The organism is Zavarzinia sp., assembly GCF_049306435.1.
In the GTDB taxonomy this organism is placed as follows: domain Bacteria; phylum Pseudomonadota; class Alphaproteobacteria; order Zavarziniales; family Zavarziniaceae; genus Zavarzinia.
In genome coordinates, this window is sequence record NZ_JBAQRT010000179.1 from 17,210 (window position 1) to 35,708 (window position 18,499).

The following is an 18,499-nucleotide window of genomic DNA, read 5'->3' on the forward strand; positions in this document are numbered from 1 at the left end:
GCGGGCGCCTGCCCCAAGGGATCAGGGAGGCAACATGACAGTTACAGCAATCGGCCGCTACGAGTTCAAATCGCGGGATCGGCTGGAAAATTTTCACGGCAACCAGGTCGTTTACTGGCACTGGGAAGAGCATCTGATGTATTGCGCGGCGCTCGCGTTGCCGTTGCCGCCGTCGATGCCGTTCCGCACGGTGCTCACCGATATCCTGCCTGGTTGCTACAACCTGCACCCCGAATGGTCGCGGGTGGAGTGGGACACGGTCACCTGGATGCTGGACCAGCGGCCGTTCAAGCCGGTGCTCGACGCCAGTCTCGCCGCCAACAACATCGGGCACAAGTCGCTGCTGCGGTTCTGGACCCCCGGGCTGCACGGTATCGGCGGCTGCGCGACCTGAACGGACGTGGACGTGATGACCGGAACCACCTATAGCGTTACGATCGAGCCGCTGGGCCAGACGGTGAAAGTCGCCGAGGGACAGACGATCCTCGACGCCTGCCTGCGCAACGGAATCTATCTGCCCTATCAGTGCAACCATGGCCTTTGCAGCACCTGCAAGGTCACGGTGGTCGACGGGGAGGTGGACCTCGGCGAGGCCTCGCCCTTCGCCCTGATGGATTTCGAGCGGGAGGAGGGGCGTGCCCTAGCCTGTTGCGCGCGGCCGATGTCGGATGTCACGATCGAGGCGGATATCGATGTCGATCCGGACGCGCGTAACTGCAGGGTCCATGACGTCGAAGCCCGGGTGGTCGATATCCGGCCGCTGGCGCGCGACATCATCGGGCTGTGGCTCGACGCGGGCGGCGTCGATTTCGATTTCCAGGCCGGTCAGTATGTCCAGCTGAAGATCCCGGGTGTCGAGGGCGAGCGGGCCTTTTCGCTGGCCAACGCGCCGGGCAGCGCGCTTCTCGAGCTGCATATCCGCAAGGTGCCGGGCGGGCTCGGCACGACCTATCTTCACGAGAAGCTGGCGGTGGGCGACCGCCTGCCGCTTTCGGGTCCCTATGGCCGCTTCTATGTCCGGGAATCCTCGCCGCTGCCCATGATCTTCATCGCCGGGGGCTCGGGACTCTCCAGCCCGAAGTCGATGGTCGAGGATCTGCTGGCCCGGGGTTTCAGCCAGAAGATCACGCTGTTCCATGGTGTCCGCCAGCGGCAGGATCTCTATTACGACGACCTGTTCAAGGTGCTGGCCGAGAAACACGACAATTTCACCTATGTCCCCGTGCTCTCGGACCCGCAGCCGGCTGACGGCTGGACCGGCGAGACCGGCTTCGTCCACGAAGCGGCCGTGCGCCTGTTCGACGGCGCCTTCCGGGGGCACAAGGCCTATCTGTGCGGGCCGCCGCCGATGATCGATGCCGGCATTCGCGCCCTGATGAAGGGCCGACTGTTCGACCGCGACATCCATACCGAGAGTTTCCTCACCAAGGCGGACGACAAGGCACCCCAGCGCAGTCCGCTGTCGCAGAGGATGTAATCGATGACGGTTCATCACACGATCGAGATCGAGGATTGCGGCAGCACCTTCCGGTGCCCGGAATCCGAGGGGTTGCTGCAGGCCATGGAACGCCAGGGCCGGCGCGCGATCCCTGTCGGCTGCCGCAACGGCGGCTGCGGGCGCTGTCTCGTTCGGGTGACGCAGGGGGCTTTCAGGACGGGTCCCATGAGCTGCCGGCATGTGCCGCCGGGGCAATGCGCCGGGGGCCTCGCCCTGGCCTGCCGGATCTATCCCCAATCGGACCTGAAGGTCCGGCTGGCGTGCGAGATGGACCGCGAGGCCGCGAAACAAGAACGCCCCCAGGGGCAGAACGGGAGGTAGACTATGGCGATTTCTGGTGTCCTGCGACCTGGATATGTCCAGGTGCGCGTACTCGACATGAAGGCCGCGCTCGTGCACTACCGGGACCGTATCGGTCTCGACGTGGTCACCGAGGGCAACGACGGCCGCGTCTTCCTGAAGGCCTATGACGAGTTCGACCATCACTCGATCATTCTGCGCGAAGCCGACGAGCCGGGCCTCGATTTCCTGGCCTTCAAGGTCGCGTCCGAGGAAGATCTCGACATCCTCCACGAAAAGCTGATCAACGCCGGCGTCACGGTCGACGAGATCCCGCCGGGCGATATGCCGTCGGTCGGTCGCCGGCTGTCGTTCGTCTCGCCGACCGGCCACCGGATCGAGCTTTACGCGACCATCGGCCTCGATCCGACCGGCCCCATGGTGAACAATCCCGAGCTTTGGCACGCGGAACCGCGCGGGATGCGGGCGCTGCGCTTCGACCATTGCCTGCTCTATGGCGACGATCTGGACGGCATGAAGAAGCTCTTCATCGACGTGCTCGGCTTCACGACCACCGAACAGGTGGTGGCGCCGGACGGCACGGTCATCGCCACCTTCCTGTCCTGCAGCATCAAGGCGCATGACATCGCGATCGTCCGGCACGAGGAGAAGGGCAAGCTGCACCACATCTCCTTCCTGCTGGAAAGCTGGAATGATATCGGCCACGCGGCGGATATCATGAGCCGTTACAATATGTCAGTCGACATCGGTCCGACCCGCCACGGCATCACGCGCGGCCAGACCATCTATTTCTTCGATCCCTCGGGCAACCGGAACGAAGTCTTCTCGGGCGGCTACCAGTTCTATCCGGACCATCCGGTGCGGACCTGGACGACGGACGAAGTCGGCAAGGCCATCTTCTATTACGAACGCGCATTGAACGACCGCTTCATGACGGTTGTGACCTGATCGGGTGTATCCATGAGCACGGCAAAGATCCTGAATTTCATCGACGGTGCCTATCGCGAGGGTCGCGACTGGTTCGAAAAGCGCAATCCTTGCGACAATGCCGTCTTCGCCCTGGTGGCGGAGGCGGGCCGGGACGAGGTCGATGCCGCGGTGGCGGCGGCCCGCAAGGCGCTGCGCGGTCCCTGGGGCAAGATGACGGTGCATGAACGCGCCGCCATCCTGCACAAGGTGGCCGACGGCATCACCCGCCGCTTCGACGAATTCCTCGAAGCGGAATGCCGGGACACGGGCAAGCCCAAGAGCCTGGCGAGCCATATCGACATCCCGCGCGGCGCCGCCAACTTCAAGATCTTCGCCGATCTCGTGAAGAATGTCCCGACCGAGAGCTTCGTTCTCGACACGCCGGACGGCAAGGGCGCCGTCAACTATGCCCTGCGCCGTCCCAAGGGCGTGATCGGCGTCATCTGCCCGTGGAACCTGCCGCTTCTCCTGATGACCTGGAAGGTCGGCCCGGCCCTCGCCTGCGGCAACACGGTCGTCGTCAAGCCGTCGGAAGAGACGCCCTCGACCGCCGCTCTCCTTGGCGAGGTGATGAACGAAGCCGGCGTTCCGCCCGGCGTCTACAATGTCGTTCACGGCTTCGGCCCCGACAGCGCAGGTGAATTCCTCACCAGCAATCCCGATGTCAACGCCGTCACCTTCACCGGCGAGACCCGCACGGGCGCGGCCATCATGAAGGCGGGCGCGGGCTTCATCCGTCCGGTCTCGCTCGAACTCGGCGGCAAGAATCCGGCGATCGTCTTCGCCGACGCCGATCTCGACAAGGCGATCGAAGGCACCATGCGTTCGGTCTTCGCCAATTGCGGCCAGGTCTGCCTCGGCACCGAGCGGGTCTTCGTGGAACGTCCGGTGTTCGACGAATTCGTCGCGCGGCTGAAGGCGGGGGCGGAAGCCCTGGTCGTCGGCACGCCCGACAACGCGGCGGCGAACATGGGGCCGTTGGTCTCGCGCGAGCATCAGTCGAAGGTCCTGTCCTATTACGCCAGGGCGCGGGAGCTGGGGGCGACTGTCGTCACTGGCGGCGGCGTGCCGCAGGTGCCGGCCGAATTGTCCGAAGGCGCCTGGGTGCAGCCGACGATCTGGACCGGCCTGTCCGACGACAGCGCGATCATGCGCGAGGAAATCTTCGGTCCGTGCTGCCACATCTCGCCCTTCGATGGCGAGGACGAGGTGATCGCGCGGGCGAACGACACGGAATACGGCCTCGCCTGCTCGATCTGGACCGAGAATTCCAGCCGGGCGCATCGCGTCGCGGCGCAGATGGAAACGGGCCTCGTCTGGGTGAATTCCTGGTTCCTGCGCGACCTGCGCACGCCCTTCGGCGGCTCCAAGCGCTCGGGCATCGGCCGCGAGGGCGGCGTGCACAGCCTCGAATTCTATACCGAACTCTCCAATGTCTGCGTGAAGCTGTAAGGAGCCGGGGACGTGACAGAGCAACTTCTCAGCGTCGAGCAGGCAGCGGAACTGCTGCGCACGGCGGTCGAGACCGGCAAGCCGATCGCCCCCTTGCGCGATCGGGTGGCCAATGCGGACGCGGCCACGGCCTATGCCATCCAGGAAGCGAACACCAGGCACTGGATCGCGGCGGGCCGCCGCCTCGTCGGGCGCAAGATCGGCGCGACCTCCAAGGCCGTCCAGTCCATGCTGGGGCTGGACCAGCCGGATTACGGCATGTTGTTCGCCGACATGGCCTTCGGCGACGGCGAGACCATTCCGGTCTCCCGCGTCAGCCAGCCCAAGGTGGAAGGCGAAATCGCCTTCTATCTCGGCGATGATCTCGACAGCGATCATCTCACCCTCGCCGATGTCATGCATTCCATCGAATATGCCGTCGCCGCGATCGAGGTCGTCGGCAGCCGCATCGCCGACTGGAACATCAAGATCGTCGATACGGTGGCCGACAACGCCTCCTCCGGCCTCTATGTCCTCGGCAGCCAGCCCCGGCCGCTGTCGGCCTTCGATCCCGTGCTCTGCGGCATGGTCATGTCGTGCCGGGGCGAGCCGGTCGCGACCGGCGCAGGCGTCGCCTGCCTCGGCAATCCGCTGGTCGCTACCCTGTGGCTGGCCCGCAAGATGGTCGAGGTCGGCCGCCCGCTGAAGAAGGGCGACACCATCATGTCGGGCGCGCTTGGCCCGCTGACGCCGGTCAAGGGCGGCGATGTCGTCGAATTGCGCATTTCCGGCCTCGGCGCTGTCCGTTGCCGTTTCGAGGGGGAGGCCTGAGATGACGGCCCTGCATGAACTGGCCGCCCGGGTCGACGAGGCGGCGCGCAGCGCGACCGCGATCCCGCAGCTGACCAATGACCTGCCCGATCTCGGCATCGACGATGCCTATGCGATCCAGACCCTGTCGATCCGCCGCCGGCTGGAACGCGGCGAGCGCCGCATCGGCGTGAAGATGGGCCTGACCAGCCGGGCCAAGATGCAGCAGGTCGGCGTCGACGAAGTGATCTGGGGCCGGCTGACCGATGCCATGGTGCTGGAGGAGGGGGCTTCCCTGTCCCGCAAGCGCTATGTCCATCCGCGCGCCGAACCCGAGGTCGTGTTCCTGATGGGCCGGCGCCTGTCGGGCAAGGTGACGGCGCTCGAAGCCATGGCCGCGGTCGAGGGCGTGGCGCCGGCGATGGAAATCATCGATAGCCGCTACCAGGCCTTCCGCTTCGCCCTGCCGGATGTGATCGCCGACAATTCCTCGTCCTCGGGGCTCGTCATCGGCAGTTTCACCTCGCCCCGGCTGGACCTGTCCAACCTCGGCGTCGTCCTGTCGGTCGACGGCATGCCGCGCCAGATCGGCTCGACCGCCGCCCTGCTCGGCAATCCGGTGCGCTCCCTCGTCGCGGCGGCCCGCATGGTCGCGCAATGGGGCGAGAGCCTGGAGCCGGGCGACATCGTCATGGCGGGCGGGATCACCGCCGCCCATGCGCTCAGCGTCGGCGAATATGTCGAGACCCAGATCGAAGGTCTCGGCCGCATCGCCATCACCGTGGGGGAATGAAATGCCCATCATCAATGTCACGCTGATCGAAGGCCGCACGCCCGAGACCAAGCGCGCCCTGATCAAGGAATTGACCGACGCGGCGGAGCGGGCGACCGGCGTGCCGCGCGCCGCCGTCCGCGTGATCATCTGGGAAGTGCCGGCGGCTCACTTCGGCGTCGCCGGAGTCTCCAAGGCTGAATCACCATGACGGCGGCGTCGGCCGCGCAGCAGGGCGGCGTCGTGGACGATCGCGCCCCCATCGTGACCGTCGAAGGCGGCGGCACCTTCGTGCAGGGGATCGGGGATGCCTCGATCCTGCAGGCGGCGCTGCGCGGTGGCCTTGGCCTGCCTTACGAATGCTCGTCCGGCGGCTGCGGCTCCTGCCGCATCCAGGTCCTGTCGGGCGAGACCGAAAGCCTGTGGCCCGACGCCCCCGGCCTTTCGCCGCGTGACCGGCGCAAGGGCCTGCAGCTGGCCTGCCAGACCCGCGCCTGCGGCGATGTCACGATCAAGGTCGGGCTCGACGCGGCCTGTGCCCCGAAGGTGATGCCCCGGATTACGCGGCTGGAACTCGCCGGGGTGCGGGACCTGACCCGCGACATCCGTGAATTCCGTTTCCGTGGCGAGAAGGCGGCGGAATTCATCCCCGGCCAATACGCCATCCTGCGCACCGCCGAAGGCTTGCGCCGCTGCTATTCCATGTCGAACCTGCCCAATGCCGAAGGCTATTGGGATTTCCAGATCAAGCGCGTGCCGGGCGGCAAGGTCAGCAATGCGCTGTTCGACATGGCGCCGGGGGCGGAGATCGGCATCGACGGGCCTTATGGCCTCGCCCATCTGGTCGCGGACTCGGCCCGTCCCGTCGTCTGCGTCGCCGGTGGCTCGGGGCTCGCGCCCATGGTCTCGATCGCCCGGGCGGTCGGCGCCGATCCGGCCCGCAAGCTCGATTTCTTCTATGGCGGGCGCACGGCGGCCGATGTCTGCGGCGAGGCGCATCTGGCCGGCCTGCCGGGCTTTGGCGATACGCTGCGTTACCACCCGGTGATCTCCAGCCTCGACGATCCCCTCAGCGCGGGATGGACTGGCCTGAGCGGTTTCGTCCACGAGGTCGTCGGCCGGCATTTCGGCGAGGCCCTGCGCGAGGCCGAAATCTATTTCGCCGGGCCGCCGCCCATGGCCGAGGCCCTGCAACGCCTGCTGATGATCGACCTGAAGGTGCCTTTCAACCAGATCCACTACGACCGCTTCTTCTGAGGCCCAAAAAAAACATGGAAACGAACCCGGAAATCGGCCGGCGCATCGTGGTCGATGGTATCGCCACCAACTACCACGACCTGGGTCAGGGGCAGCCTGTCCTGCTGATCCATGGCTCCGGTCCCGGGGTCTCGGCTTTCGCCAACTGGCGGCTCAACATGGGGCCGCTGTCGGCCAACCGGCGTGTGCTGGCGCCGGACATGATCGGCTTCGGCTATACCGAAACCCCCGCCGGTCCCGAGTTCTCCATGGCACGGTGCCTCCGCCACCTGACCGGTTTCATCGAGGGCTTGAATCTCGGGCCGGTCGATGTCGTCGGCAATTCCTTCGGTGGTGCCCTGGCGCTCGCGCTGGCGGCCTATGCGCCCGAGCGGGTCCGCCGCCTCGTCCTGATGGGCGCGGCGGGGGTCGAATTCCAGCTGACCGAGGGACTGGACAGGGTCTGGGGCTATCAACCCTCGATCGAGACCATGCGCGAGCTGATCGGGATCTTTTCCTTCGATCCCGCCCGCGCGACCGAGGAATTGGTGCGCCTTCGCTATGAAGCCAGCATCCGCCCCGGGGTGCACGAGCGCTTCGCCGCGCTGTTTCCTGCCCCGCGCCAGCGCTGGGTCTCGGCCCTCGCGACCGACGAGGCGGAAATCGCCGCGATCGACAAGCCGGCGCTGATCCTGCATGGGCGCGAGGACCGGGTGATCCCGCCCGCCAACGCCCTTCGCCTGTTCCAGCTGCTGCCCCGGGCGGAGCTTCATATGTTCGGCCGCTGCGGTCACTGGACCCAGATCGAACATGCCGCGCGGTTCAACGCTCTCGTCGATAATTTCCTCTCGGGTGACGCATGATCAGGTTTCGCCGACTGCTCACCCTGGCCGGGGTCCTGACGGCCCTCGCCCTGCCGGCGGCGGCCGCCGACTGGGTCGACGAATGGCAGGCCCTGGCCGCCAAGACCGGCTTCACCGGGCACAAGCAATTCGCCGACATGCTTGCCGATCCGGCGGCGGTCCAGCTGGCGAAGGATTGGGAGGCTTACCGCGGCTATTCGGCGCGCAGCCTGGTCGCCGCCGCCAAATTGCCGCCCGAATTGAAGCCGGGACTCGAGATCACGGCCGAGTCCGCGGGCAAATACCCCTGGCTGAAGGATTACCTGCCCGGTCCCAGCCATGACCGGCTGGTGTCGGGCGACTGGTTCCGCTGGCACCGCATCCGTATCGTGCCGACGACGCCCTACACGATGTCGCGGGCCCGGCTGGAGGCGACGAGGAAGAACGCCAGCTTCACCATCAGCCCCAAGGGCGAGTTGCTCGATGCTCAGGGCAATTTCGCCATGCTGACCGAGGCGGGCCTGCCTTTCATCAAGCCGAACAATGGCCTCGAACTCTATTGGGCCTTCCTCTCGCGCGGTGTCGGCAACGACAATGCCGCGCTGAAGCCGATGGAACTCGCCTCCTGCCTGCCGGACAACAGGGTGGAGCGGCGTTACGTGATGCATCTCTGGTGGCAGAAGATGCATGGCCGGGTCGATGCCGCGCCGCTCGGCGGGGTCCGGGGCGAGGACGACACGGTCGAGGCGGGCTCGATCGTCTTCCTCTCGCCTCGCGACATCAAGGGTCTCGCCGCGACGCGGCGCCGTTTTGCCTCGGCCGACAAACCGGACGATTTCCGGGGCTATGTCCCGACCATGAAGCGGACGCGCATCCTCGGCGGCTCGGACACCCAGGACCCGATGACTCCGGGCATCGAGGCGACCTGGGACGAGTGGCGCCAGTCCTGGCTGAAACCCGATCCGCGCAAGTTCGATTTCAACATCGTGGGCGAGGGCTTCGTCCTGTCGCAGCCCGAGGTGGGCCATGCCTATGATCCGGCGCAATATGCGTCGAACGAATGCGAACTCGACACGATCGATCTCGAGTTGCGGCCGGTGTGGATCCTCGACGTCACCGACAAGACCGGCAATTACGTCTATGGCCGGCGCCGGCTCTATATCGACAAGGAATTCCACTACGCCCAGTATCAGGAAATGTACGACCAGCGCGGCAACCTGTGGCGGGTGCTGGACGACGCCCTGGATTTCGATCCGAAGAGCGGGTTGTGGATGGCCCGCAACTACGTGCTGTGGAATGTGATCGGCAAGCGTTACAACCGCATCACCATGACGGCCGACTGGTCGATCCTCGGCCTCGACATGGCTCGCTTCCTCGATATCGAACGGCTGCGCGACTAGCCGGGCCGTCATCCTCCCGTCGGGGCGAAATCGAAGGCGCAGTGGCCGAGGCCGCCGATGCTCGTGGCGATGCGATCGCCAGGCTTGATGGGCACCATCGGGCCAAGGGCGCCGGTCAGGATGATGTCACCGGCCTTCAGGTGATCCTCCGTCGCCGAAAGCGCGCGGGCCAGCCAGGCGGCGGCGGTCAGCGGATGGCCGAGGCAGGCGGCGCCAGCGCCGAGGGACGCGATCCGGCCATCGACTTCCAGCACCATGCCGCAGGTCCGCAGGTCGAGGCCGGCCAGTGTCCTGGGGGTCCGTCCGAGCACGAAGAAGGCGGATGAGCCATTGTCCGCGACCGTGTCGGCGAAGGTGATCTTCCAGTCGGCGATGCGGCTGTCGACGATTTCGATCGCGGGCAGGGCGCAGGCGGTGGCCCGGATCACGTCAGTCACCGTGGCGGCCGGATTGTCGATGTCGCGCTCCAGCACCAGGGCGACTTCGGCTTCCGCCTTGGGCTGGATCACCGCTGTCGGCATCAGGATGCCGCCATCCTCGATCGCCATGTCCGCGAAGAGGATGCCGAAATCGGGCTGGTCGACGCCGAGTTGGGCCTGAACCGCCTTCGCCGTGAGACCGATCTTGCGCCCGATGACGCGCCGTCCCCGATCCCGCCAGTATCGGGTATTGATCGACTGGATGCGATAGGCGGCTTCGGCGTCGGTCGCATCCAACCCGTCACGCAAGGGCGGAATGGGGCCGGCGGCATAGGCTTCGCGCAGCCGCCGCGCCACGGCTTCGGGATCGGCGCCCGCTATCTCGGTCATTTCGTTCGTCTCCTGCTTTCAGGCGGCGATGGACCCGGCCTCGGCCGGCCGCATCGCCAGTTGCCGGAACAATTCGTCGACCGCGGGGCCGGTCCGGCCGGCGGCGGTAAGGCCGAAGGCGAAGCGATCGGGGCGCAGGATCGCCACGCCCTTGTCGCGGAAACCGGCCTTGCGGAACCAGCCCACCATCAGGTCGCCGATATCCTCGACTTCCGGCAGGTCGGGCGCGCCCGACCGCGCCACGTCCTTCAAGCCCTGGGGCCGACCGGCGTAGCCGTAGAGGGTGACGAAGCGGGTGCCGAGGCGGGCGAGGCCTTCAAGCTGCCCGGCCGCGAGGCCGTCGCGCGGGTCGCAGTTCAGGCCGATCAGGGCGAAGCCGTCGCCCAACATGCTGTCGAGCCGTACCCGGCGGCCGTCGATCAGGCGGACTTCGGGCTGGGGCGCCAGGGCGCCCTCGGGTCCGTCGCGGCGCCGACGCGGCAGGCCGAGATAGTGTCCCCGGTCATAGACGGGCATCGGCTTGAAGCCGCCCTCCTCGAACCAGCGCCGCATCGGCGGGACCAACTGCGTGATGCGCAGCAGGGCATCGCGCAGCAGCGTGCCGATCGGGTTGGTCATGGAAACGAGGTCCTTCATCAGGACCGAGATGTCGATCATCGCCTTGGCATGGCCGTGGCGCTCGCGGCCATAGCTGTCGAGAATGGCATCGCCGAACAGGCCGTCGAGCACGCCGCTCAGCTTCCAGCCGAGGTTGCTGGCATCGCGGATGCCTGAACTCGCGCCCTGGCCCATGAACTGGGGTGTCATATGGGCGGCGTCGCCGGCCAGCAGGACGCGGCCCCGACGCCAGTCCCGGGCGATCAGGGCATTGAACGTATAGACCAGCTTCCGCTTGATCTCGAAATGGTCGGGATCGACATAGTCGGACAGGAGTTGCCGAACGGTTTCCGGCTTTTCCATCCACTCCCTGGTCATGCCGGGCATCAGCATGAATTCGAAGCGGTGGAAACCATCCGGTTGCACGCAGCTGACCACCGGCATTCGCGGATTGACCACGAAATTGAAGTAGGGGAGGTGGCGCAGGCCGTCATGCCCGGGCTTTCGGACGAGATCGACGACCAGCCAGGGTTCGGGGAAATTGCGGCCCGTCATCTCGATGCCGAGCCGGCTGCGCACGACGCTGCGCCCGCCATCGGCGCCGACGAGGTAGCGGGCCCGAAGCGTCTGGACATCCTCCGCGATATCGCGACTGACCCGGGCGTCCGTCGCGTCGCCGAAGCGGACATCCTGGGTCGCCCGATGGGACGCGGTCACGCCGTCCGCGTCCTGGGTGAAGTCGACGAGTTCGCGCCCGCGCCAGACCTCGACATTCGGGTAGCGGGCGAGCAGGTCGGACAGCTGAGTCTCGAGATAGGGCTGATAGAAGAAATTCACCACCGGCCAGCCGAAGATCCGCTTCAAGGGCCGGTATTGGCCCAGCACGCGGCCGTCCTTGCGCACGAATTGCACCGGGGTTTCGGGCATCATACGGGCCGAGACCTCGTCCGCGAGGTCGATCGACTGGAAGATGCGCAGGCATTCGTCGTCGGTATAGACGGCGCGGGCGTTGCCGTAGAAGACGGGTTCCCGTTCGATCACGACGACCTTGTGTCCGCGTTTGCCGAGCACATGGGCAAGGACGAGGCCGGTCGGCCCCAGCCCGGTGATGATGACATCCGCCGCGAAGGGCGGCGCGTGGCGCTGGCTCATGGCGGGACCTGTCACAGAGGGCTGTATTCGGGATGGAGGAGCGAGCGCAGACCCCGGCGGAAGTTGCCGGCATTGATGGCCAGTCGATCGAGCCGGGAGTTCCTGCGCGGCCGGTGGCCCCAGACGCTGATCGCGTTGTAGGACGTTGGTCGCCAGGCCGCTTCGTCGACCGTCAGCGCGTTCCAGCCGAGTTCCAGTTCGAAGCCGGACGGGGAGACGACATAGAAGGAAACTTCGCGGTCATTCGGATGCTGGCCGATTTCATGAGCCATCTCGTAGCCGAGATCGCACAGGCGCTCGAAAGCTCCGGTGAGGTCGTCGAGCGTCGGGACCAGCATGTTCACATGCTGGACCCTGGTGCGGATGGGGTCGAGGTGCAGGCCGCGCGTCGCGGCGATCGCGATCGTGTGATGGCGCTCGTTGAGCCGGAGGAAGTCGATGTCCAGCATGACCCCCGACAGGGGCTGGTGAATGCGGTCGCTGAGGCGGGCGTCGAAGATTTCCTGCCAGAAGCGCAGCATTTTCTCCGGCCGTCTCGATGTGATCGCCAGATGTCCCATGCCGCTGTCGCCGGTGACGAAGCCGCTGGCCAGCATGTTCAGGGGCGCGGCGGTCGTCCGGGCCTCGGTGAAGAGTTCGATGGCCATGGCCTTCGGTCCCGTCAGGCGGACAAAGCCGGCCACCCCCCGAAACGCAGCCTCCTCGGCGCTGCCGGTCTCGACCGCGATGTCCCGGTCCGAGAGGCGGCGGAGCACGATGTCGAGCGCGGCCTGGTCGCGCAATTGCCAGCCCGTGGCGACGACATCCTCGGCCGGCCCCTTGCGGATCATGAGGCGGCGCTCGTGGTCATCCATGCGAAAGGCGAGGGTGCTTTCGTCCGCCAGCGCCTCGTGCAGGCCGAGGCCCTGCTTCAGGAAGCGCCGCCAGTCGTGGAGCCGGTCGGATTCGACGACGACGTAACCCATGCGCGCCGCGCCGAAGAGATCGGTTTCGTCGCTCATCGCCGTGCCCCCTCCGGGCTTTGCTGGCGCAGGAAGGCGGTGGTCGCCGCGTTGAATTCTTCCGCCCGCTCCCATTGCACCCAATGGCCCGTGTTGGCGAAGAGATAGAGATCGCAATTGGGCATGCGCGATTGCAGGGCCTTGCCGCCGCTCGGCCGGTTGACCTTGTCCGCGGTGCCCCACAGCACGAGCGTCGGAATGGTACATTTGGCGAGGCGCCGATCGCGGGTGAAATCCATGCGGAGGGCGGCGGCGAGGCTGGGGGGGCGGCGCAGGGGCGGGGCCGCGACCACGTCGGGATCGATGCTCGCCTCGTAACGCTGGCGGATCATGTCCTCGGGCACCGCCGCGCCGTCATGGACCAGATATTCGCGAATGAAGCTGCGCAGCTTCTCGAGGCTCGGGCCCGTGCCGCCGTAATAGTCGAGCAGTTTGCCAAGGCCCGCCGTTGGCAGGGCACGGGTCGTGTTGATGCCGCCCGGCCCCATCAGCACCAGGGCCGAGACCCGGTCCGGCCGGTCGAGCGCGAGACGAAGCGCGCAGGCGCCGCCCAGCGAATTGCCGACGAAATGCGCGCGCGGGATGTCCAGAGCGTCGAGCAGGCCCAGCATGACATCGGCGAGATCGCCGAAGGGGTCCTGCCGGTTCACCCCCTTGGTCGACCGGCCGTAACCCTGCATGTCCGGCACGATCACCCGGAAATGCCGGGCGAGCGCGTCGATATTGCGGGAATAGTTCGAAAGCCCCGAGGCGCCGGGGCCGCCGCCATGCAGCAGCACGACCGGATAACCCGTGCCGGCCTCGCTGATGAAGATCTTGCGATTGCCGAAGCTCACATGCCGCGAAGTGGGTTCCGTCCGTTGCGCTGTCACTGCCTTTTTCCTCCAGGTTTCTCTTGTGCCTGCCTGCCGGCCCGCTTCCCGGTCGACATCGCGGCCGTGTCGCGAAGTCCCGGGGCGTTCCCGTTTCTATCGAACGAATAATTATTTAAATGAACATAACTGTTCAAACAAGAGTATTTATGTCCGCCCGTCACCCTTGACGGCGGGCGACACGCGCACCCATGCTGTGCACGCCGCTGTCCAGATAGAACGGGTGTGTTCAGTGAGGGTGAGTGCCGCGCAGAAGCGCATCCGGAAGGCCGCGCTGGAGCTGTTCGCCGAGAAAGGCACGGCCGACGTGACGATCAGCGAGTTGGCCGCCGCCGCCGGTGTCGTCAGGGGCACGATCTACAAGAATGTGCGATCGCCCGAGCTGCTGTTCGAAACCATCGCCCTGCAACTGGCCGAGGAAATGGACCAGCAGGTGGTGGAGAGCTATCGCGGGGTCGAGGATCCGGCGCTGCGTCTTGCCATCGGCATTCGGCTCTATATCCGCCGCGCCCATGAAGAGCCCTATTGGGGCCGCTTCCTGGTCCAGTTCGCCATGACCAACAAGGCGGTCCGGGAAATCTGGACGGGGCCGCCGGCGCAGGATTTGGCGCGCGGCATCGAAAGCGGCCGCTACGACCTCGCCGAGGGGCGGGTGTCGGCCGCGCTCGCGGTCATTTCCGGCTCGACCCTGGCCGGGATCGTTCTGGTGCTGGAAGGTCTGCGCACCTGGCGGGATGCCGGCACCGATGTCGCGGCCATGGTGCTCCGGTCGCTGGGCATCGCGAGGGAAGAGGCCGACGAACTGGCGGCGCGCCCCTTGCCGGAACTGGTCCATTTCGGCTGATCCCGGGCAAGCCCGCCTTCGCCGCGCCGGGACGCGATCGTTCCGGTCGGGCGGGCGCGAGTTGCCCGGGTGAGTAATTTCCGAGGCTGTCGCGCGCGCCATGGCAAGGCCAGGATATTGTCCCGTCGCAATTTGCGCGATGGGGCGGTGCCGTGCCTTTCGCGGCTTTGGCGGAGGGAATTGACGAGATGACACAAGGGCGAAGCGCCACCGATGGCCCCAGGGCGGGCTGTCCGGCACCGTGCCATCGCGACCCTTCGGGCTTTAGCGCCTAGGCGCGGGCGTTGCCTCTGGACACCCCCCGATCAAGGCCGATGCCGCCGGGGCAGAAGCAGCTGCTCAAGCGCTTCTGGCACAGCGCGGCGGGTTTCTGGCGGGGACCGTCGTCATGGCGCGTGTGGCTGCTGGTCGCGCTGATGATCGCCGTCATGCTGCTCCAGTTGCTCACTCTTTATGGCCTGAACTTCTGGAACCGCTATTTCTTCGACGCGATCGAGCGCAAGGATGGCGATCAGTTGTGGCGTCAGGCGCTGCTTTTTGTCCCGCTCGGCGCCAGCAGCCTGGTGCTGGCCATCGTCTCCGTCTGGGCCCGCATGACGACCCAGCGACGCTGGCGCGCCTGGCTCAGCAACCATCTCTACGATTATTGGCTGGAACACGACCGGCATCGGCGATTGCGCTTCATGAACGGCGATCACCAGGGGCCGGAATACCGGATCGCGGAAGATGCCAGGGTGGCGACGGATCTGCCGATCGACCTGGTGCTCGGGCTGTTCTCGTCCTGTCTGACCGCCATTACCTTCATCGGCGTCCTGTGGGAAGTCGGTGGCGCGTTACCGCTTGGGGCCGGCGGGATGACGCTGCCGGGCTATCTCGTGATCGCCGTCGTCATCTACTCCGTCGTGCTGACGGCGGCGATGATGATCATCGGCCGGCATCTGACACGGGTGATCACCGAGAGCAAGCGGGCCGAGGCCCATCTGCGCTCGGTCGGCGCCCATCTTCGCCAGACCGGCGAGGCACCTCTCATCGCCGATGTCTCGGGGGGCGAGAGGCGGTCCATCAGGGCGGCGCTGGACGAAGTCATCCGCTGGTGGCGGGCCTATTGCTGGCAATTGATGCGGATGACCCTGGTCACCCACACGAATGGTCTGCTAACGCCCGTTGTCGGTCTTCTGTTGTGTATGCCGAAATATCTGGCGGATACGATGAGCCTGGGCCAGGCTGTCCAGGCTGCGGCGGCTTTCGTCATGGTGCAGGGCGCCTTCAACTGGATCACCGACAGTTACGGCCGCCTGGCGGAATGGACGGCTTCCGCCAACCGGGTGGCCTCCCTGCTGCTGGCGCTCGACGAGGTCGAGCGTCCGGGCAGGGCAACCGGCATCCATCTGGTCGGCGGCACCAGTCTCAAGACCCCGGCCCCCGAGCCGCGGCAGGTTTCGCCGGAGTAGGCCGCGCTTGCCAAGACCCATCCCGTCATTCAGCACCCGATCGGGGTTCGCATGGATATTCTTCGTCTCTATGGCCGCGTTCTCGCCCTGCTTGGCGGGGAGAGACGCCTGGCCTGGGCCCTGGCCTTCGCGAACGTGGCCCTGGCATCGGCCCAATTCGCCGAGCCGGTCCTGCTCGGCCGCATCATCGACCGGCTGACCGGGATGGAAAATCCCGCCGCGGCGCCCCTGTGGCCGCAGCTGGTGCCCCTTCTGGCCGCCTGGGCGGGCTTTGGCCTGTTCACCATCGTCTGCGGGACATTGATCGCGCTTCACGCCGATCGCCTGGCCCATCGCCGCCGCCAGGCCGTGCTGACCGATTATTTCGAGCATGTCCTGCAACTGCCCCTGTCCTATCATGGCAATACCCATTCGGGCCGGCTGATGAAGGTCATGCTGCAGGGCACGGATTCGCTCTGGGGGCTTTGGGTCGGGCTGTTCCGCGATCACCTGTCGTCCTTCGTCTCGCTGCTCGTCCTGCTGCCGGTCTCGCTGGTCATCAACTGGCGACTGGCGCTGCTGCTGATCGTGCTCACGATATTCTTCGGCCTGCTGACGGCGCTCATCGTGCGCAAGACCGAAAGCCTGCAGGGTTCGGTGGAGCACCATTACGCCGATCTGGCCGAGAGGGCGGCCGACACGCTGGGCAATATCGCGCTGGTCCAGAGCTTCGCGCGGCTGGAGGCCGAGGTCACGGATCTGCGCCGGATCGTCAACCGCCTGCTGGCGGCGCAGATGCCCGTGCTGTCGTGGTGGGCGCTGGCCGTCGTGCTGACCCGGACCTCCACCACGCTGACCGTGCTTGCCATCATCATCCTCGGCACGTTGTTGCATATCGAGGGACAGGCGACGATCGGCGAGATGGTCGCCTTCATGACCTTCGCCAGCCTGATCATCGCCCGGCTGGAACAGACGGTCAGCTTCGTCAGCCGGGTCGTGCTCGAGGCGCCGAGGCTGGCCGAATTCTTCCAGGTCTGCGACACGGTGCCGGCGATCCGCGACCTGCCGGATGCGGTGGATCCCGGGCGACTGGTCGGTCTCGTGGAGTTCAGGGATGTCAGCTTTTCCTACAACGGCCAGCAACCGGCGGTCGAAGGGCTGAATTTCAAGGCCCTGCCGGGGGAGACCATCGCCCTCGTCGGCGCGACGGGGGCGGGAAAATCGACCGCCATCGCCTTGCTGGACCGGGCTTTCGATCCCCAGAGCGGCGTGATCGAGATCGATGGCGTCGACATCCGCCACCTGACGCTTGAAGCCCTGCACCGGAATATCGGCGTCGTGTTCCAGGAAGCCTTGCTGTTCAACCGCACCATCGCCGAGAACCTGCGCGTCGGAAAGCCGGACGCGACCGAGGCGGAACTGCGCGCCGCCGCCGCCGGGGCTCAGGCCCTGGCCTTCATCGAGCATAAGTTCCAGGGCTTCGAGGGGCTTGTCGGCGAGCGCGGCCGCTCGCTCTCGGGGGGCGAGCGTCAGCGCCTGTCGATCGCCCGGGCGCTGCTGAAGGACCCGCCGATCCTGATCCTGGACGAGGCGACCAGCGCCCTCGATGCCGATACGGAGGCCAAGGTGATGAAGGCGCTCGATGAAGTGATGCGCAACCGCACCACCTTCGTGATCGCCCATCGCCTGTCCACGATCCGGGACGCTTCCCGCATCCTGGTGTTCGAAGCCGGACGGATCGTCGAGACCGGGACCTTCGACGACCTCGTGAAGGCGAACGGCCGCTTCGCCAGCCTGGCCCGGGCACAGTTCATCGCCGCCAGGGCCGATGCCGCCGGCCCTCCCGCCTGAGGGGGCGGAAACGCCAAGGGGCGCCCGGTGAGGGGCGCCCCTTTCATCGAATGTCTGGCGGTGTCAGGGCTTCACGCTGTCCTTGAGCGCCCCGACCAGGTTCTGGACCTTGCCCTCGGCCTTGTCGGCCTTGCCGTCGATCTGCAGCTTGGCGTCGCCGACAACCTTGCCGACGGTTTCCTTGATCGAGCCTTGGACCTGTTTGGCCGCTCCGACGATACGGTCTTTGTTCATGGGTGAACTCCTTCGGGTTGGGGGATCAGGGGGTGTTCTTCTTGGCGGAATTGCCGATGGCGTCGCCGGTCCGGGAAATGTCCTCGCCGGCCCCGGCCACGGTGTGGCAGGCCGCGATCAGCGGCGCGGCGCCCAGCAGGGTGATGAGGACGAGAGCCGTCGGCAGGGTCTTCTTGAACATCTGGTCACCTTTGGCGAATGGAGGCGCGGGGAGGGAGGGCGAGGTTCGTCGCGCCTAGATCCGTCCCAGCAGCATGAGAACGATGATGATGACGATGACGACACCAAGGCCACCGCTCGGGGCGTAACCCCAGTTGGCGCTGTGCGGCCAGCGCGGCAGGGCGCCGACCAGGAACAGCAACAGGATGATCAGCAGGATGGTACCGAGACTCATGTCCTTGAACTCCTTTGGAGGGATCGGCGAGGGTGCGTAATCTGCATGATATCGCGG

The 18,499-nt window shown here is 66.4% G+C and carries 21 protein-coding genes; 14 read left to right on the forward strand and 7 right to left on the reverse strand.

Annotation, left to right across the window (positions count from 1 at the left end):
• Nucleotides 1-34: 34 nt before the first annotated feature.
• Genes WAZ62_RS09945 through WAZ62_RS09995 form a run of 11 tightly spaced genes read left to right on the forward strand, consistent with a single transcriptional unit; the run spans nucleotide 35 to nucleotide 9,258 of the window.
• The gene (locus WAZ62_RS09945; RefSeq protein ID WP_422643366.1) at nucleotides 35-394 is read left to right on the forward strand and encodes a phenol hydroxylase subunit P4; all 360 of its coding nucleotides are present in this window, start codon (nucleotides 35-37) and stop codon (nucleotides 392-394) included.
• Nucleotides 395-409: 15 nt separating this feature from the next.
• On the forward strand, nucleotides 410-1,477 hold the full coding sequence (locus WAZ62_RS09950) for an NADH:ubiquinone reductase (Na(+)-transporting) subunit F (RefSeq protein WP_422643367.1): 1,068 nt from the start codon (nucleotides 410-412) through the stop codon (nucleotides 1,475-1,477).
• A gap of 3 nt (nucleotides 1,478-1,480) precedes the next feature.
• Nucleotides 1,481-1,819 carry a 2Fe-2S iron-sulfur cluster binding domain-containing protein gene (locus WAZ62_RS09955; protein ID WP_422643368.1) on the forward strand — a complete coding sequence of 113 codons (339 nt, stop codon included), beginning with the start codon at nucleotides 1,481-1,483 and terminating at the stop codon, nucleotides 1,817-1,819.
• 3 nt (nucleotides 1,820-1,822) lie between these two features.
• On the forward strand, nucleotides 1,823-2,746 hold the full coding sequence (locus WAZ62_RS09960; protein WP_422643369.1) for a catechol 2,3-dioxygenase: 924 nt from the start codon (nucleotides 1,823-1,825) through the stop codon (nucleotides 2,744-2,746).
• A gap of 12 nt (nucleotides 2,747-2,758) precedes the next feature.
• Nucleotides 2,759-4,219 carry a 2-hydroxymuconic semialdehyde dehydrogenase gene (locus tag WAZ62_RS09965; RefSeq protein WP_422643370.1) on the forward strand — a complete coding sequence of 487 codons (1,461 nt, stop codon included), beginning with the start codon at nucleotides 2,759-2,761 and terminating at the stop codon, nucleotides 4,217-4,219.
• A gap of 12 nt (nucleotides 4,220-4,231) precedes the next feature.
• Nucleotides 4,232-5,029: a 2-keto-4-pentenoate hydratase gene (locus WAZ62_RS09970; RefSeq protein WP_422643371.1), complete on the forward strand. Its 798-nt coding sequence runs from the start codon at nucleotides 4,232-4,234 to the stop codon at nucleotides 5,027-5,029.
• A gap of 1 nt (nucleotide 5,030) precedes the next feature.
• On the forward strand, nucleotides 5,031-5,801 hold the full coding sequence (locus WAZ62_RS09975) for a 2-keto-4-pentenoate hydratase (protein WP_422643372.1): 771 nt from the start codon (nucleotides 5,031-5,033) through the stop codon (nucleotides 5,799-5,801).
• A 1-nt stretch (nucleotide 5,802) separates the two neighbouring features.
• On the forward strand, nucleotides 5,803-5,991 hold the full coding sequence (locus WAZ62_RS09980) for a 2-hydroxymuconate tautomerase (protein ID WP_422643373.1): 189 nt from the start codon (nucleotides 5,803-5,805) through the stop codon (nucleotides 5,989-5,991).
• Complete coding sequence (locus WAZ62_RS09985; protein WP_422643374.1) at nucleotides 5,988-7,037, forward strand: 2Fe-2S iron-sulfur cluster-binding protein; 1,050 nt, start codon at nucleotides 5,988-5,990, stop codon at nucleotides 7,035-7,037. Before WAZ62_RS09980 ends, WAZ62_RS09985 begins: the two co-directional genes overlap by 4 nt.
• Nucleotides 7,038-7,051: 14 nt before the next feature.
• Nucleotides 7,052-7,879, forward strand: coding sequence for an alpha/beta fold hydrolase (locus tag WAZ62_RS09990; RefSeq protein WP_422643375.1), 828 nt, complete (start codon nucleotides 7,052-7,054; stop codon nucleotides 7,877-7,879).
• The gene (locus tag WAZ62_RS09995; RefSeq protein ID WP_422643376.1) at nucleotides 7,876-9,258 is read left to right on the forward strand and encodes a DUF1329 domain-containing protein; all 1,383 of its coding nucleotides are present in this window, start codon (nucleotides 7,876-7,878) and stop codon (nucleotides 9,256-9,258) included. Before WAZ62_RS09990 ends, WAZ62_RS09995 begins: the two co-directional genes overlap by 4 nt.
• Nucleotides 9,259-9,266: 8 nt before the next feature.
• Here the strand turns inward: WAZ62_RS09995 and WAZ62_RS10000 are convergent, their stop codons facing one another.
• From WAZ62_RS10000 to WAZ62_RS10015, 4 genes are read right to left on the reverse strand one after another with little or no spacing between them, the layout of a single operon-like run.
• On the reverse strand, nucleotides 9,267-10,067 hold the full coding sequence (locus WAZ62_RS10000; RefSeq protein ID WP_422643377.1) for a 2-keto-4-pentenoate hydratase: 801 nt from the start codon (nucleotides 10,065-10,067) through the stop codon (nucleotides 9,267-9,269).
• Between the two features lie 18 nt (nucleotides 10,068-10,085).
• Entirely contained in the window at nucleotides 10,086-11,816 is a 1,731-nt protein-coding gene (locus tag WAZ62_RS10005; protein WP_422643378.1) for a bifunctional 3-(3-hydroxy-phenyl)propionate/3-hydroxycinnamic acid hydroxylase, read from the reverse strand.
• 11 nt (nucleotides 11,817-11,827) lie between these two features.
• Entirely contained in the window at nucleotides 11,828-12,817 is a 990-nt protein-coding gene (locus WAZ62_RS10010; protein WP_422643379.1) for a VOC family protein, read from the reverse strand.
• Nucleotides 12,814-13,653, reverse strand: a complete 840-nt coding sequence (locus WAZ62_RS10015; RefSeq protein WP_422643380.1) for an alpha/beta fold hydrolase — start codon at nucleotides 13,651-13,653, stop codon at nucleotides 12,814-12,816. Before WAZ62_RS10015 ends, WAZ62_RS10010 begins: the two co-directional genes overlap by 4 nt.
• A 268-nt stretch (nucleotides 13,654-13,921) precedes the next feature.
• On the opposite strand from WAZ62_RS10015, the gene WAZ62_RS10020 reads away from it, so the two are divergent.
• The 3 genes from WAZ62_RS10020 (at nucleotide 13,922) to WAZ62_RS10030 (ending at nucleotide 17,814) form a co-directional block, all read left to right on the forward strand.
• Complete coding sequence (locus tag WAZ62_RS10020) at nucleotides 13,922-14,533, forward strand: TetR/AcrR family transcriptional regulator (RefSeq protein ID WP_422643381.1); 612 nt, start codon at nucleotides 13,922-13,924, stop codon at nucleotides 14,531-14,533.
• A 314-nt stretch (nucleotides 14,534-14,847) separates the two neighbouring features.
• Nucleotides 14,848-15,984 (forward strand): SbmA/BacA-like family transporter, encoded by a 1,137-nt coding sequence (locus tag WAZ62_RS10025; protein ID WP_422643382.1) that lies wholly within the window; start codon nucleotides 14,848-14,850, stop codon nucleotides 15,982-15,984.
• A gap of 51 nt (nucleotides 15,985-16,035) precedes the next feature.
• A complete protein-coding gene (locus WAZ62_RS10030) occupies nucleotides 16,036-17,814 on the forward strand; it encodes a glucan ABC transporter ATP-binding protein/ permease (RefSeq protein ID WP_422643383.1) in 1,779 nt (592 codons plus the stop codon).
• A gap of 63 nt (nucleotides 17,815-17,877) precedes the next feature.
• Here the strand turns inward: WAZ62_RS10030 and WAZ62_RS10035 are convergent, their stop codons facing one another.
• Genes WAZ62_RS10035 through WAZ62_RS10045 form a run of 3 tightly spaced genes read right to left on the reverse strand, consistent with a single transcriptional unit; the run spans nucleotide 17,878 to nucleotide 18,442 of the window.
• On the reverse strand, nucleotides 17,878-18,048 hold the full coding sequence (locus WAZ62_RS10035) for a CsbD family protein (RefSeq protein WP_422643384.1): 171 nt from the start codon (nucleotides 18,046-18,048) through the stop codon (nucleotides 17,878-17,880).
• 25 nt (nucleotides 18,049-18,073) lie between these two features.
• Entirely contained in the window at nucleotides 18,074-18,229 is a 156-nt protein-coding gene (locus WAZ62_RS10040; protein ID WP_422643385.1) for an entericidin A/B family lipoprotein, read from the reverse strand.
• 54 nt (nucleotides 18,230-18,283) lie between these two features.
• Nucleotides 18,284-18,442: a DUF3309 family protein gene (locus WAZ62_RS10045; RefSeq protein ID WP_422643386.1), complete on the reverse strand. Its 159-nt coding sequence runs from the start codon at nucleotides 18,440-18,442 to the stop codon at nucleotides 18,284-18,286.
• Between the last annotated feature and the right edge of the window lie 57 nt (nucleotides 18,443-18,499).

What these genes read in the sequence shown, in the direction of transcription:
- WAZ62_RS10040 (WP_422643385.1), bottom strand. Translation starts at nt 18,229, where the DNA reads ATGTTCAAGAAGACCCTGCCGACGGCTCTCGTCCTCATCACCCTGCTG.
- WAZ62_RS09965 (WP_422643370.1), top strand. Translation starts at nt 2,759, where the DNA reads ATGAGCACGGCAAAGATCCTGAATTTCATCGACGGTGCCTATCGCGAG.
- WAZ62_RS09980 (WP_422643373.1), top strand. Translation starts at nt 5,803, where the DNA reads ATGCCCATCATCAATGTCACGCTGATCGAAGGCCGCACGCCCGAGACC.
- WAZ62_RS10000 (WP_422643377.1), bottom strand. Translation starts at nt 10,067, where the DNA reads ATGACCGAGATAGCGGGCGCCGATCCCGAAGCCGTGGCGCGGCGGCTG.
- WAZ62_RS10035 (WP_422643384.1), bottom strand. Translation starts at nt 18,048, where the DNA reads ATGAACAAAGACCGTATCGTCGGAGCGGCCAAACAGGTCCAAGGCTCG.
- WAZ62_RS10030 (WP_422643383.1), top strand. Translation starts at nt 16,036, where the DNA reads ATGGATATTCTTCGTCTCTATGGCCGCGTTCTCGCCCTGCTTGGCGGG.
- WAZ62_RS09990 (WP_422643375.1), top strand. Translation starts at nt 7,052, where the DNA reads ATGGAAACGAACCCGGAAATCGGCCGGCGCATCGTGGTCGATGGTATC.
- WAZ62_RS10005 (WP_422643378.1), bottom strand. Translation starts at nt 11,816, where the DNA reads ATGAGCCAGCGCCACGCGCCGCCCTTCGCGGCGGATGTCATCATCACC.
- WAZ62_RS09975 (WP_422643372.1), top strand. Translation starts at nt 5,031, where the DNA reads ATGACGGCCCTGCATGAACTGGCCGCCCGGGTCGACGAGGCGGCGCGC.
- WAZ62_RS10045 (WP_422643386.1), bottom strand. Translation starts at nt 18,442, where the DNA reads ATGAGTCTCGGTACCATCCTGCTGATCATCCTGTTGCTGTTCCTGGTC.
- WAZ62_RS09945 (WP_422643366.1), top strand. Translation starts at nt 35, where the DNA reads ATGACAGTTACAGCAATCGGCCGCTACGAGTTCAAATCGCGGGATCGG.
- WAZ62_RS09955 (WP_422643368.1), top strand. Translation starts at nt 1,481, where the DNA reads ATGACGGTTCATCACACGATCGAGATCGAGGATTGCGGCAGCACCTTC.
- WAZ62_RS09960 (WP_422643369.1), top strand. Translation starts at nt 1,823, where the DNA reads ATGGCGATTTCTGGTGTCCTGCGACCTGGATATGTCCAGGTGCGCGTA.
- WAZ62_RS09995 (WP_422643376.1), top strand. Translation starts at nt 7,876, where the DNA reads ATGATCAGGTTTCGCCGACTGCTCACCCTGGCCGGGGTCCTGACGGCC.
- WAZ62_RS10025 (WP_422643382.1), top strand. Translation starts at nt 14,848, where the DNA reads ATGCCGCCGGGGCAGAAGCAGCTGCTCAAGCGCTTCTGGCACAGCGCG.
- WAZ62_RS09950 (WP_422643367.1), top strand. Translation starts at nt 410, where the DNA reads ATGACCGGAACCACCTATAGCGTTACGATCGAGCCGCTGGGCCAGACG.
- WAZ62_RS10010 (WP_422643379.1), bottom strand. Translation starts at nt 12,817, where the DNA reads ATGAGCGACGAAACCGATCTCTTCGGCGCGGCGCGCATGGGTTACGTC.
- WAZ62_RS09985 (WP_422643374.1), top strand. Translation starts at nt 5,988, where the DNA reads ATGACGGCGGCGTCGGCCGCGCAGCAGGGCGGCGTCGTGGACGATCGC.